General features: G+C 60.3%; 16 protein-coding genes. 9 read left to right on the plus strand and 7 right to left on the minus strand.

Annotated features, from left to right (window positions below; all coding sequences use genetic code 11):
- The first annotated feature begins 18 nt into the window (after window positions 1-18).
- From QRN48_RS10960 to cysC, 3 genes are read left to right on the plus strand one after another with little or no spacing between them, the layout of a single operon-like run.
- On the plus strand, window positions 19-1,206 hold the full coding sequence (locus QRN48_RS10960) for a hypothetical protein (RefSeq protein WP_285350548.1): 1,188 nt from the start codon (window positions 19-21) through the stop codon (window positions 1,204-1,206).
- Window positions 1,175-1,957 carry a class I SAM-dependent methyltransferase gene (locus tag QRN48_RS10965; RefSeq protein ID WP_191945758.1) on the plus strand — a complete coding sequence of 261 codons (783 nt, stop codon included), beginning with the start codon at window positions 1,175-1,177 and terminating at the stop codon, window positions 1,955-1,957. Before QRN48_RS10960 ends, QRN48_RS10965 begins: the two co-directional genes overlap by 32 nt.
- Before the next feature lie 25 nt (window positions 1,958-1,982).
- Entirely contained in the window at window positions 1,983-2,588 is a 606-nt protein-coding gene (gene cysC, locus QRN48_RS10970) for an adenylyl-sulfate kinase (protein WP_191945757.1), read from the plus strand.
- Between the two features lie 52 nt (window positions 2,589-2,640).
- Here the strand turns inward: cysC and QRN48_RS10975 are convergent, their stop codons facing one another.
- A complete protein-coding gene (locus QRN48_RS10975) occupies window positions 2,641-2,883 on the minus strand; it encodes a hypothetical protein (protein ID WP_037013595.1) in 243 nt (80 codons plus the stop codon).
- A gap of 255 nt (window positions 2,884-3,138) precedes the next feature.
- Between QRN48_RS10975 and QRN48_RS10980 the strand changes: the two genes are divergently transcribed.
- Complete coding sequence (locus tag QRN48_RS10980; RefSeq protein WP_285350551.1) at window positions 3,139-3,960, plus strand: NADPH-dependent oxidoreductase; 822 nt, start codon at window positions 3,139-3,141, stop codon at window positions 3,958-3,960.
- Window positions 3,961-4,053: 93 nt separating this feature from the next.
- Here QRN48_RS10980 and QRN48_RS10985 read toward each other — a convergent pair whose 3' ends face one another.
- Both QRN48_RS10985 and QRN48_RS10990 read right to left on the minus strand, forming a co-directional pair.
- Window positions 4,054-4,269 (minus strand): hypothetical protein, encoded by a 216-nt coding sequence (locus tag QRN48_RS10985; RefSeq protein ID WP_037013591.1) that lies wholly within the window; start codon window positions 4,267-4,269, stop codon window positions 4,054-4,056.
- Between the two features lie 152 nt (window positions 4,270-4,421).
- Window positions 4,422-5,036 carry a TetR/AcrR family transcriptional regulator gene (locus tag QRN48_RS10990; protein ID WP_285350552.1) on the minus strand — a complete coding sequence of 205 codons (615 nt, stop codon included), beginning with the start codon at window positions 5,034-5,036 and terminating at the stop codon, window positions 4,422-4,424.
- Between the two features lie 140 nt (window positions 5,037-5,176).
- Here QRN48_RS10990 and QRN48_RS10995 point away from each other — a divergent pair, with 140 nt between their 5' ends.
- Complete coding sequence (locus QRN48_RS10995; protein ID WP_285350553.1) at window positions 5,177-5,617, plus strand: hotdog fold domain-containing protein; 441 nt, start codon at window positions 5,177-5,179, stop codon at window positions 5,615-5,617.
- A 17-nt stretch (window positions 5,618-5,634) separates the two neighbouring features.
- On the opposite strand, the gene QRN48_RS11000 is transcribed toward QRN48_RS10995, so the two are convergent.
- Window positions 5,635-6,564 carry a LysR family transcriptional regulator gene (locus QRN48_RS11000; protein ID WP_285350554.1) on the minus strand — a complete coding sequence of 310 codons (930 nt, stop codon included), beginning with the start codon at window positions 6,562-6,564 and terminating at the stop codon, window positions 5,635-5,637.
- Between the two features lie 85 nt (window positions 6,565-6,649).
- Here QRN48_RS11000 and QRN48_RS11005 point away from each other — a divergent pair, with 85 nt between their 5' ends.
- Both QRN48_RS11005 and QRN48_RS11010 read left to right on the plus strand, forming a co-directional pair.
- The gene (locus QRN48_RS11005) at window positions 6,650-7,441 is read left to right on the plus strand and encodes an NAD(P)H-dependent oxidoreductase (RefSeq protein WP_285350556.1); all 792 of its coding nucleotides are present in this window, start codon (window positions 6,650-6,652) and stop codon (window positions 7,439-7,441) included.
- Window positions 7,442-7,537: 96 nt separating this feature from the next.
- Entirely contained in the window at window positions 7,538-8,317 is a 780-nt protein-coding gene (locus QRN48_RS11010; protein WP_285350558.1) for an SDR family NAD(P)-dependent oxidoreductase, read from the plus strand.
- Between the two features lie 101 nt (window positions 8,318-8,418).
- Here QRN48_RS11010 and QRN48_RS11015 read toward each other — a convergent pair whose 3' ends face one another.
- The 3 genes from QRN48_RS11015 to QRN48_RS11025 form a co-directional block, all read right to left on the minus strand.
- Complete coding sequence (locus QRN48_RS11015; RefSeq protein WP_285350559.1) at window positions 8,419-9,588, minus strand: PAS domain-containing sensor histidine kinase; 1,170 nt, start codon at window positions 9,586-9,588, stop codon at window positions 8,419-8,421.
- A complete protein-coding gene (locus QRN48_RS11020) occupies window positions 9,578-10,396 on the minus strand; it encodes an alpha/beta fold hydrolase (protein ID WP_285350560.1) in 819 nt (272 codons plus the stop codon). The genes QRN48_RS11015 and QRN48_RS11020 overlap by 11 nt, the downstream gene beginning before the upstream one ends.
- Window positions 10,397-10,542: 146 nt before the next feature.
- Window positions 10,543-10,995: a GNAT family N-acetyltransferase gene (locus tag QRN48_RS11025; RefSeq protein ID WP_285350616.1), complete on the minus strand. Its 453-nt coding sequence runs from the start codon at window positions 10,993-10,995 to the stop codon at window positions 10,543-10,545.
- 192 nt (window positions 10,996-11,187) lie between these two features.
- Between QRN48_RS11025 and QRN48_RS11030 the strand changes: the two genes are divergently transcribed.
- Both QRN48_RS11030 and QRN48_RS11035 read left to right on the plus strand, forming a co-directional pair.
- The gene (locus QRN48_RS11030) at window positions 11,188-11,622 is read left to right on the plus strand and encodes a DUF3592 domain-containing protein (protein WP_350310426.1); all 435 of its coding nucleotides are present in this window, start codon (window positions 11,188-11,190) and stop codon (window positions 11,620-11,622) included.
- Between the two features lie 13 nt (window positions 11,623-11,635).
- On the plus strand, window positions 11,636-12,214 hold the full coding sequence (locus QRN48_RS11035) for a hypothetical protein (RefSeq protein ID WP_037013577.1): 579 nt from the start codon (window positions 11,636-11,638) through the stop codon (window positions 12,212-12,214).
- Window positions 12,215-12,308 lie beyond the last annotated feature (94 nt).

Genomic DNA, 12,308 nt, shown 5'->3' on the forward strand with positions numbered 1-12,308 from the left:
CATTTCAGGGAGAACACCATGCACCGCAAGAAACTGCTCATCGTCGGCGGCGGCAACCTGTGTCTGCAGATCCTGCAGATCCTGGCCCCTCGCAATCAGTTCGAGTTTCACGTGGCAAGCCGGGATCTGGAAAAGGCGGACCGGCTGACCAACCTCATCCGTCTCGCCGCGCTCCAGCAAAACGTGGCGGTCGAGATCCACAGCCACCAGATGGACTTGAAGGAATCTTGGATCGGCCGCAACGCCGAGACGCTGCTGAAAATCAAACCGGACATCGTGCTCAACTGCGCTTCCTTGCAGTCCTGGCGCGTGATAACGCAGCTGCCGGCCGACAAGTTTGCCGCCCTCGATCACGCCCAGTTGGGCCCCTGGCTGCCGATGCACCTTGCGCCGGCCCACGCCTTGATGCGGGCGATCAAACAATCGTGCCCCAAGTGCCTGGTGATCAATGCTGCCTTTCCGGACGCGGTGAACCCGATTCTGTACAAAGTGGGCATGGCGCCGGATGTCGGCGTTGGCAACATCGCCAATCTGGTTCCCGCCACGCGCAGCGCGATTGCGCGCCTTACCGAATGCCATCCCTCGCAAGTCAGGGTGAAACTGGTGGGGCACCATTATTTCAGCCACTGGGTGCCACGGCATGGTCTGCCTCCGCAAGTGCCAGACCCCACGTGTAATCTGACGTACTGGATTGAGGGTGAAGAACGCACCGATGAGCATGCCGCCGACGCTATCTTCGGCTGTATCGCCAGCGAGTTCCGACGGTTGGGTGGCACGGACGGGCAGTACCTGACGGCGATGTCGGCGGTGACCGTGCTGGAAAACCTCTTCGCTGAAAATGAGGTGCGGGTCCATGCACCCGGGCCCCAGGGTCTGCCTGGCGGTTACCCCATCAAGGTCGGTATGGGCAAGGTCTTGCTCGACCTGCCCTACGGCGTCACCCGCGAAGAAGCCATAAAAGTCAACGAAGCCGGCCAGCGGCTGGACGGGATCAGCATGATTCGCGCCGACGGTACGGCGGTGTTCGGCCAGTCACAAATGGCCGTCATGCAGCGTGAGCTGGGTTTCTCCATGGCCGAAATGCGCGTCAGCGACGCCGCTGCCTGGGCCGAGGAGCTGGGCTGCAAATACAAAACCTACGCCGGGAACGGCGCGCACAAAGGAGTCGTTGCCCATGCCACCGGTCATCGCGCTTTCGCCCGTTGAAGCTTCGAGTAGTGCGGACCACGATTACGCTCGGCAGTACGCTGAAGATTTCGTCGCGCGCTGGGACGAATTGATCGACTGGGAAAAACGGGCCGCCGGGGAGGGGGCGTTCTTTTCCGATCTTCTGCGCCAGGCCCGCGCCTGGCGAGTGCTGGATGTCGCCACTGGCAGCGGCTTCCATGCGGCGCAGTTGCACAAGGCCGGTTTTGATGTGACCGCCAGCGACGGCAGCCCGACGATGGTGGATCGCGCACGGTGCAACCTGGATCGACTCGGCATCGGCGTGCCAGTCCACTGCCACGATTGGCAGGCGCTGGATCCACGGGTGCTGGGCACCTTTGATGCGGTGCTGTGTCTGGGCAGCTCCCTGTGCCATGTGTTTGACCGGCAGGCGCGCATAGCGGCGCTTGAGCGGTTCCGGCGGATGCTCAAACCCGGCGGGCTGTTGCTGGTGGATCAGCGCAATTTCGAGGCCATTCTCGCGGGGCGCTTTTCGTCCTCGGGGCGTTATTACTATTGCGGCAAGACCGCCCGCGTGACACTCGGTGAACTGGACGAGTCACGGTGCGAGTTTGTTTACGATTTTGCCGACGGGGCTCAATACCGCTTGCGGGTGTTCCCGATTCGACCCCGCCAGTTACAGGAAGAATTGCGCGAGGCCGGCTTCCACACGCCGGGCTCCTTTGGCGATTTCAAACCCGTGTATGACGTCATGAGCGTGGATTTCATCGTCCATCAAGGCCACGCCTGACACTGACTCAAGGAGGAGCCTGCACATGAAAACCTACAACCCTGGCCTGACCCGACACAACTACCTCACGCCGTATGCGTTTCAGCACACCACCGCGACTGGCGCCCACATCAGGCCGCGGGTCATCTGGCTGACAGGCCTATCGGCCGCGGGCAAATCGACCATTGTCGACAGCCTCGGCCCGGTGCTGCAAAGCCGCGGGCTGACGACCTGCATTCTGGATGGCGACTCGGTGCGCACCGGCCTGTGCCGGGACCTGAGTTTCTCAGCCAAGGATCGCGATGAAAACGTTCGCCGCGTCGCCGAGGTGGCCGCGCTCATGGCCGATGCGGGACTGACGGTGATGGTTGCGTTGATCTCGCCCACGCGCGCAGCTCGGCATCTGGCCCGCTCGATTGTTGGCAGCACGCGGTTTGTTGAAGTCTATGTGGATGTGCCGCTGGCGGTGGCCGAGGCCCGCGATCCCAAAGGCTTGTACCGCCGCGCACGGGCGGGGTCGATTTCCGGGTTTACCGGATTGGATGCCCCTTATGAGCCACCGGTGTTTCCCGAGCTGCACATTCACAGCGACCAGGTGGATGTGCAGGAGGCGGTGGGGATGATCGACGACTGGCTGCTGGCGCGAGGGTAGGAAAGGAAGGCTGACCTCCTGACGACTCGGTCGTCAGGAGGCCCCTGTCGGGTTAGCGAGGATTGGGCTGGTCATCCAGCTCGGCATTATCGACGTCCACATCCGGCATATTCCCCTGACGCGAGGCTTCCTGATCCGTGTCTGCCGGGGTTTGACCTTCGTTATCGGGTAGCTCGTCCACGCCTGGCTGGTCGCTGGGGTGCAAGTCTGTCCGGCGAGGTGACAGCGGGTCGGGGGACGTCGGCATCGGGTCGTCACCGCCCAGGTCACTTTGAAATCGGGTCTCTGTGTTCATCACAACCTCCTGGCACCGCGTTATGCCGTGCATATCAGTTGGAAGCGGATTGCGGCGGCGGGTTCGTCTGGAGTGGCCAGCGAATGACTGACGGTCAATCGGTAGTCGGCAACGGGCAGCGCCTCGCCACCCGCATGCCTGTCTGCCTGCTTGCCTGGACCTGACGTGGAAGTGGGCTGGATGAAGATTTCCGACCGGGACATGCGAGAGGGGCACCGATTTGATAGCCTCGGTCGACCTTTTGGAGAGACCCCGATGACCCCCACCAGCCAGGCAAAAATGGCGGCTCGCTACGGCGAGCCTGATGCATCTCCGCTCGCCACGTGGAGCGACACAATCGATCTGCTGCTTGATCATCGCAGCGTCCGGGCCTTCAGCTCAGAGCCGTTGCCGGATGGGCTGATCGAGACCCTGATCGCCGCTGCACAATCTGCAGCCACCTCGTCAAACCTGCAGGTCTGGAGCGTTGTGGCGGTGCAGGAGCCCGAGCGAAAGGCGCGTCTCTCGGCACTGGCCGGCAATCAAGCGTACATCCGACAGGCGCCGCTGTTCTTCGTGTGGCTCGCCGACCTGTCCCGGGTTTCTCGCATCGCTGCACTGCAAGACGTCGAGCTGCAGGCGCTGCCTTATCTTGAAAGCCTGTTGCTCGGCACCATCGATGCGTCGCTGGCGGCGCAAAACGCGGTCGTGGCACTGGAATCGTTGGGGCTTGGAAGCGTTTACATCGGGGCCATTCGCAACGACATCGAGGGGGTTGCCAGGGAGCTCGGGCTGCCTGCGCATGTGTATCCCGTGTTCGGCCTCTGCGTGGGATACCCTTCTGCGGAGCTACCAGGCAAGGTCAAGCCGAGACTTCCGCAAACAGCGGTGCTTCACCACGAAACCTACTCGGCGGAGCCGGAGCCAGCGGCGGTCGCCGATTATGACCAGCGGCTGGGCGACTTCTATCGGCGCGAGGGCATGAAGGCAAACGGCTGGTCGGAGCAGGTCGTCAATCGGCTGCAGAACGCCGCGAGTCTGCATGGTCGCGAGCACCTTGTTGATCAGCTCACCCGCATGGGCTTTGGCCTTCGCTGATCGCCTGGCTTTGCACTATGGATGCGTGTCCTGCGGCCCACATCCGCTCGGCAAAAGCGCTGGCGGCAAGCGTTTGAAGCAGCCTGGCGGCGCTTAATGAGCGCCACCTTTCAACGCTTTCAGCTCAGCCTTGAGCACGTCGTTCATGGCGATCAACGTACGCGCGTCGGCCTTCAACCGTCTGATGTCAGACCATGCGTCATGAAGCTCGTCAACGAGCATCAGGCACTGGTGCTGGTAGCTCTCAAGCTCGGTGGGTACGCCGAGTTCAAGGAAGGAGTCATCCGGGAGGTGAGGTGAGTGAGTCATGAGAGGGCGCCGTTGGAGTGCAGATGTTTCCGGCAAGCCTAAACCCGAATACTGGATGGATCAACAGTGTTTTTTATGTTTGTCTGGCCGGCAGATCACTGGCCGCGAGGGTTGTCGCGAACCGGCACGGCGAGTAGCGGCTGCCGCGCCTGTTAGTTTCTGACGGTTCGCCAAGCCGCTTCAGCGAGTTGGGTACGGTATTGATCAGGGCTGTTTTTCACTCGCCCCGATAGCCAGGCCCTGCAGTAGTTTTCGGTAGATCCAATGATCAGCGACAGCAACAGATCCAGCGGGAATTGCTGCATCGCCCCTTGTTGTACCGAGTCTTCGTACCAAGCCCTGAGCTTGGCATTGCGCGCCTGATTGGCCTGTATAAGGCGGTCGCCAAAGGCGCTTTTGGCGACCTCATAGCGGGCCTGAAACTGGAACCTGGCCCACTCGGGTTGCTGCGTGACCCAGTCGACGTAGCTGTACACCAAAGCGTGAATGACTGACTCGGCTGACTGAGCCGCTCCCACGTAATCGTCGCGAAGCCTGCCCTGATCCTCCAAGGCGGCCATGTACAACGCGGCCACCAGCCCCTCCTTGTTTTCGAAGTGATGATAGATCGCGCCAACGCTCATCTCGCTGTCACTTCGAATGTGCTCAATGGTCGTCGCTTCAATGCCCTGCTGATTGAACAACGCCAGGGCGCTACGAAGAATCAGCCTCTTGGATTCGGCACGTCGGCCCGGGTAGCAGCGTTCTAGAAGATCGGCGGGTTCCATCGTTTTCTCGCGAAAAGCCGGATCGTATCGGAAAGCGTGACCGAGAACGAGGGATTGACGATTCCTTACTCGCAGAATATCGTTCCGTTACAGAATATTATTCTGTTTAATCCGATTCGTTCAAAGACTGAGGTGTATCCATGAGTCAGACACTGAGCATGTATCAAAGCGTTGGCGCGTCCGCCTTTAGCAATATGGCCTGCCAAATGGCTCCGTACTTCAGCACCATCACGCCCCAAATTTCGGTTCTTGCTTCCGGCAGAGCCGAAGTCCACGTCCCGTTTCGAAAGGAAATCACCAACCATCTGGCGTCCGTACACGCCATTGCGCTGTGCAACGCTGCAGAGCTGGCGGGCGGGATGATGACCGAGGTGTCCATTCCCGCTGGCGCTCGCTGGATTCCAAAAGGCATGACGGTTGAATACCTGGCCAAAGCCAAAAGTGACGTTCATGCGATCGCTGATGGCAGCGCAATTGACTGGGCGTCTCCCGGAGACAAAGTGGTGTCAGTCGATATTTTTGACGAAGCGGGCAGTAAGGTTTTCAACGCGCGTATCACCATGAACGTCAAGCTGGCTTGATGCGCACGCGGGTTTGACTACTGCGTTCGGATAGGCACGTCGGCGGTGCTCTGCACCGTTGAAGCAATGAGATCTCGCAGCCACAGATGGGCGGGATCGCGGTGCAGGCGTTCGGGCCACAACATCAGCATTTCAAATCCGGGTATGGGGAGCGGAGGTGCCTGAACATGCAGAGAGGGTTGGTCGCGCAGCATCCGCTCCGGCACCACCGCCACCAGATCGCTGTGGGCCAAGGCTGAAATCAGTGAGTTGAAATTGGGCACTGATAGTACGACTTTGCGTGCCAGGCCCTCGGCGGCCAGTGCCTGATCGGTACTTGCCGCGAAGCCGGCGCCGTTGGGCGACATGATGGCGTGTTCCAGATCGCAGAACGCTTTAAGGGTCAGCTTTGACTTGAAAGCGGGATGTCCGCGCCGGCCGGCCAGCATGTAGCGCTCATGCACCAACGAACGTTGACGCAGCTTCGGTGGGGCTTCGCCACGAATGTGCAGAGCGAGATCAAGCCGTCCGCTTTCCAGATCGCCGGCCAGGTCGACAGGGTTCTTGTTCAGCAGCGCCAGACGAGTATTCGGAGCAGTGCTTCTGATCAACCGCAGCGACGGCCACACCAGGGCGGTGGTTGCGTAATCGCTGGCGGCGACCCTCCAGGTGTGCGTCGCGCGTGCGGGATCAAAAGCTTCAACAGGGCTCAGGGCATTTTCCAGTGCCGCGAGGGCCTCGCTCAGCGGTTTGCGCAACTCCCGGGCGCGCTCGGTGGGTAACATGCCGCGGGGGCCGGGTAAAAGCAGGGGGTCATCGAGCATGTCCCTGAGCCTGCCGAGCTGCAGGCTCACGGTTGGCTGGGCAAGGTTCAACACGCGCGCCGCTCGCGTCACGTTTTGCTCGGTCAACAGCACGTCCAGCGTTAACAGCAGGTTGAGGTCGAGATGGCGCAAGCTATAGTGCATGGCAATACCAGTTGTTTCAGGAATTCATTTCCAGCATAGCGAATTCACACTTACGGTGTGGCATCTCAATCAACCGGTGCCTGTTGTGAACATACTTTTGATCTATGCCCACCCTGAATCTCGCTCGCTCAACGGATCGTTGCGGGACTTCGCAATCGCTCATCTGAAAGCGAAGGGTCATGAGGTGAAGGTTTCGGACCTCTACAAAATGCAATGGAAGGCGGCGCTCGATCCTGACGACACCCCTGGCTACGACCACCAGATGCCTTTCAATCCTGCCGTCGAGTCGCAACGGGTGTTCGCCGCAGGTGCCCAGCCCAAAGACGTAGAAATTGAACAGGCCAAGCTGCTGTGGGCCGATGCGGTGATCTTCCAGTTCCCGATGTGGTGGTTTTCGATGCCCGCCATCCTCAAGGGATGGGTTGATCGCGTTTATGCCTATGGCTTTGCCTACGGTGTGGGTGAGCACAGCGAAAAACACTGGGGCGATCGCTACGGTGAGGGCACCCTGGCGGGCAAGCGCGCAATGCTGACGGTGACCATGGGCGGATGGGAATCGCACTACAGTGATCGCGGGGTGAGCGGGGCGTTGAACGACGTGTTGTTTCCTATTCAGCACGGGATCCTGTTTTATCCGGGATTCACGGTCCTGCCGCCTTTCCCGGTTTATAAAACCGGTAAAGTCGACGCCGCTCGGTTCGACCAGCTGTGCAGCGCTTATGCGACAAGGCTCGACAACCTGTTCACTGATCAGCCATTGCCGTTTCGTCGGCAGAACGCTGGCGATTACGACATTCCGGCGCTGACCCTCAAACCGCACATTGCCCCGGGGCGCCATGATCTGGGCATTCACCTCACCGACAGTGACGCAACCTGAAGCCGTCGCTGACCAAACGATTGCATCGTTCCACGCGGGCAGCGTCTACGCTGGGTTGTCAGGCATTACTTTCTGCACAACCCTTTGGAGCAGCCCATGTTCAGTAATTGGAGCGGTCAGGTTGCCCTGGTCAGTGGAGCGGGCAGCGAACAGGGCATTGGCTTTGCCATTGCCAAACGCCTCGGCGACGCTGGCGCAAAGCTGATCATCACCGGCAGCAGCGCTCGTATCCATGAACGTGTCGCCGAGCTCAGCGCCGCGGGTTATGAGGTTCAAGGCCGCGCGGCGGATCTCACCCAGCCGCTTCAAGTCGCAGAGCTCGTTGAGTGGGCAGAGTCGCTGTGGGGCAGGATCGACGTACTCGTGAATAACGCCGGCATGGCCATTCACGGAGATGCCGAAGCGTTTTCGGAAGTTTCGACGATGAGCCTCGACGCCTGGAATACCTCGATTGCCCGTAATCTCACGACCGCATTTTTACTCACCCGAGGGGTTTTGCCGGGCATGCAGAACCGCCGCTACGGACGGATCGTCCATGTCAGTTCGACGACCGGCACGCGTGTCAGCAACCCCGGGGAAGCCGCTTATGCTGCTGCCAAAGCGGGCATGGTCGGCATGAACATGAGCCTGGCGCTTGAGGTGGCGCCGTACGGCATTACGGTCAATTGCGTTGCGCCTGGCTGGATCGCCACCCAGTCGAGCACCCGCGAAGAACTGGCCGCCGCGCAGTACGTGCCGGTCGGCCGCGCAGGCCGGCCTGGCGAGGTGGCTTCTGCAGTAGCATTCCTGACTTCCCCCGAGGCCAGCTACATCACTGGCGAAGTTCTGGTGGTTGACGGCGGTAATTGCCTGTCGGAAAACAAGGGCCCTCGTTGAGGTGTCGTGTGCCTGCGCAAGGGCCAGGCTTCGTTCTGGATCGTCAACCTGAGCCTGCAGTCGAGTCACTTCGCGTCCAGCCGGCGCCAGACGCGTCAGGGTCAGTGCCTCGGCAATTCAAGGCTAAATACAGTCCCGGTTTCTGCTGTTGATTCCAGCGAAACAGTGCCGCCGTGAGCGGCCACGATTTCCCTGACGATAAACAGCCCGAGTCCAATGCTGCGCAGATCGCCGGATTCGCTAGCCCCTCTCACCATGGGTTCAAACAAGGCCGATGAGGCCGACTCGGGTATCGGGGCGCCGTGGTTATGAACTGAAAGCAACACGCTTTCCTCTTCAATGTGGCAGCTCACGGTGATGGGCAGCGACGTATCGCCGTAGGCCACCGCATTGCTGGCCAGATTGCCAATCGCCTGCTGCAGGCGATCTGCGTCCAGCATTACGACTGCCTCCCCCGAGGCCTGATGTACCCAGGTGGCAGCCGGAAATGCCACTTGCAGCTCTTCGACGGACTGCCGTGCCAATTGCTGCAGGTCCGCGGGCGCACGGTTGACCGCCAATCCGCGTCCAACGCGTACCAGGGCCAGATCGAGCAGGTCTGAAATCATCCGTTCGGCCCGGTCTGTCGATTGACCAATGTGTCCAAGCAGCGTGGTCTCTCTCGGAGGACGTTCACTTCTGCTCAACATTTGAGTGGCCATCTTGATGGCGGTCAAAGGGTTCTTCAGGTCGTGGCTGACAATGGCCACCATTTGTTCGGCAAACGTAGCGCGTTGCTGGGCCTTGAGGTACGCGGCCCTCAATTTTTCCTGTGCTTCTCTGAGCGCGTTTTCGGCTTCGGATTTCTCTGCCAGTAACTGCTCGGCAACCTTTCGTGCATTGAGCAACTCGCGCTCGTACATGTCCCGATCGGTTGTGGTGAACAGTGCCAGCTCATGGAAGCAGCCACCGGCGTGTTCGCGCCGCACACCGTTCAGGAGCATGGTGATGATGCGCCGGTCATGGTGGAGCACGTCGAGTTTCACCTCCGCCACCGACCCTTGCATCTGCATCAAAGGTGCCCAGTGCGTCTGGTGAAAGATGCGCCCACCCATGGTCAGCAGGCTCTGAAAACGCCTGCCGAGCAGGGCGTTTTCCGTCATCCCGATCCAGGTGCAGAAAGTGAGATTGGCACGAACAATCGTACCGTTTTGTTCGGTGACCACGAGCCCGCAAGGCGCGCCTGAAAATAGAACCTCAATGTCAGGCAGAGGCGGTCGGTCACTGCTCATGAACAGGCGTCAACCAACGTTGCAGGAACTGATTCATGGCCGCGACGCAGGGGCTGGGCGCGCTCATATGGGGGCAATGCCCCACGTTGTCGACCAGGCAAAGCTCGCTGTTGGGAAGAATTGCATGCAGATACTCGCCGACTTCAACCGGCGCGATCATGTCGTCGGTTGACTGGATGATCAACGTAGGGGTGTTTAGCCCCTGAAGGTCAGCCCGGTTGTCCGAGAGGAACGTGACGCGGGCAAATTGTTTGGCGATTTCCGGTTCAGTGCGGCAAAAGCTGTTGGTCAGCTCGACACCCAGCGCAGGTTGGCCGGGCGCGCCCATGATTGCCGGCGCCATGGTGCTGGACCAGCCGAGGTAGTTGCGGTCCAGGGTATCAAGCAGTGACTCGACGTCTTCGAGGGTGAACCCACCGACGTAATCATCCGAATTGATGTAGCAGGGTGATGGCCCGATCATCACGTGGCCGGCAATGCGCCCGGGCGACTGCCTGTCTGCCAGTGCGCCTATCATTGCGCTGACCGAGTGGCCGACCGTGATGACCGGCCCGATGGCGAACTGCTCGATGAGTTGTGCCAGATCGTCGGCATAGCCGCCAAGCGAGTTATATCTGGACGCGCTATAGGCTGTGAGATCCGACCCGCCGGCGCCTACCAGGTCGTAGAGCACGACCCTGAAACGCCCGGCGAAGTCCGGCGCCAGATACCGCCACATGCTTTGGTCGCAGCCAAAGCCGTGTGAAAAGATCAAGGTTGCAGGGCCTTCACCGGTCACCTTGACGTTATTGCGGCGTTCAAGCTCCATCCCGCCCTCCAGGCAAGCCCGGATGGGTTCCGGGGATGGCGGATTGTAGTGAGTCGCAAAGGTTTGGTCACGCGTGGGCGGGGGCAGCGGTTAGTGATCGGGCCATGCCCATTTGGAAAGTGGGGGCGTCTTCGGGCCTCAGGGATTCAAACCAGTTGCTTCTCCATGACAACAGTGCGCTCCGTGCCATGAAATTCATCGCGAACTTTCGAAAATCCAAGAGAGGCATAAAATCCCTCGGCCGTGATCGAAGAGGGTACGCGCAGCACCTCATGCCCGTGATTGGCAGCCACGCATTCCAGATGCACCATCAGTCGCTTTCCAATCCCGGTCCGCTGGTGGTGCGGATCGACGAAGACACTTCGGACGATATTCTGGTCAAGACTCGCCGTGGCAACGATATCGTCATTGATCATTGCTACATACACATCTCGCTCTGCGATCAGCCGCACGACCTGGGGCGGGGAAAAGCTTTGCGCTACCTGGCTGATCACCTCTGGCGAATAGTCTCGCGCATTGCATTTACGCAACGCCGCAACGATAATTTCGCTGATCCTTCTTGCGTCGGCACTCGTCGCGTTACGAACAAGATCGGGCATCTCGATTTCCTGGTTGAGGGGCGAAAGAGCACGCGCCAGTTTTCGCGGTGTGCCGGTCATGACCGGGTGAACGATTGCGCTGGTGTGCTCAGGCAACTGTGCATCGCGTCAACCCTGCCAAGCCCCATCCTTGACAGGCTTCGGCGCGTCCCATGTAATGGCCGCCGCTCAAGGACGATGCAAGGATTTGCCATGAACCATACACCCCCCTCCGGCCGAGGCGATTTTATTCGAGCCCTTGTGTTCGTACCGTTAGGCCTTTTCTTGCTCTACATCACTTTCTGCCTGGTCAACGATCGTCTGGATTTCCTTGCTCAGGCTCAGCGAGCCCAAGGGCATGTCAGCGCACTCAATGCGGGCGGCAGCCACCCTCAAATTGACTTCACCGATGCCACAGGACGCGCGGTCAGCTACGCTGAAAGCGGCTTGATTTTTGGTTATTCCGTGGGGGATGCGGTGACCGTCTTTTATCGCACCGAAGCCTCGGAAAAAACTGCGATCATCGGAGATCGTGGCGCGTTATGGGGCGCCAGTCTTCTAGCCAGCGTGTTCGCAGTCGTCTTCACGGCGGGCGGCGGCTATCACCTGGTCGCATGGATCCGCCGCCGCCGCGTGGCGCGGCCCTGATAAGGACATTCAGATGCAAATCCCGTTACCTGTCAGCGTCAGTGACTGGCGCTACAAGACCGCCAGCGGTGGTGGACTGACGCTGGTGTTCGCCGCCGCCGCTGGCGGCGCGTTGACCCTGATTGACCCCAAGGGAAACGACCAGCAGTTTCGCTACGGCTCGGTCGGGGCCGGCCTGGGTATCGGTGCACGTCTGCCGCGATTCGGCAAAGTCAACTTGAGTGTGCGAGGCAAGAGCGTTGGCGCCGCAGGCGCAAGTGAAGACTTCCCGGCGTTCGGCCAAGTGCTGGTGGCCGACTCGATCGCTGAACGTGGCCTGGTGCGAGAAGACTTCACAGGCGCCTGCGTGTTCATCGAAGGGGGAGTAGGACTGGTCGGCGGGGCCAGCGGGTCGGCCATGCTATTTGGGCTGGACCCCAAACTGCTGGCCATGGCGGCTGCCACATTGAGCCCGCTGGGCAGTTTATTTTTGCCTCACGACAGCGCCTCGCGTCTGCTGCGCTCAGCCAAAGGCGTCATCGTCTCAGCCGGTCTCAACGTGGGACTTCAAGCCGGTGCCGGGGCGACGATTTCACTGGGCGGGCTGTACTGATCGTCGGTCTGCCGCCTCCCTTGAGTTGCGAAAGCGACTGACACACTCAAAACAGATGGAATTGCCGGTAAGCGCATGCGGTCTATCCACAGCA

Origin of the sequence: Pseudomonas sp. ME-P-057, assembly GCF_030208975.1 — a bacterium.
GTDB lineage: Bacteria > Pseudomonadota > Gammaproteobacteria > Pseudomonadales > Pseudomonadaceae > Aquipseudomonas > Aquipseudomonas lutea.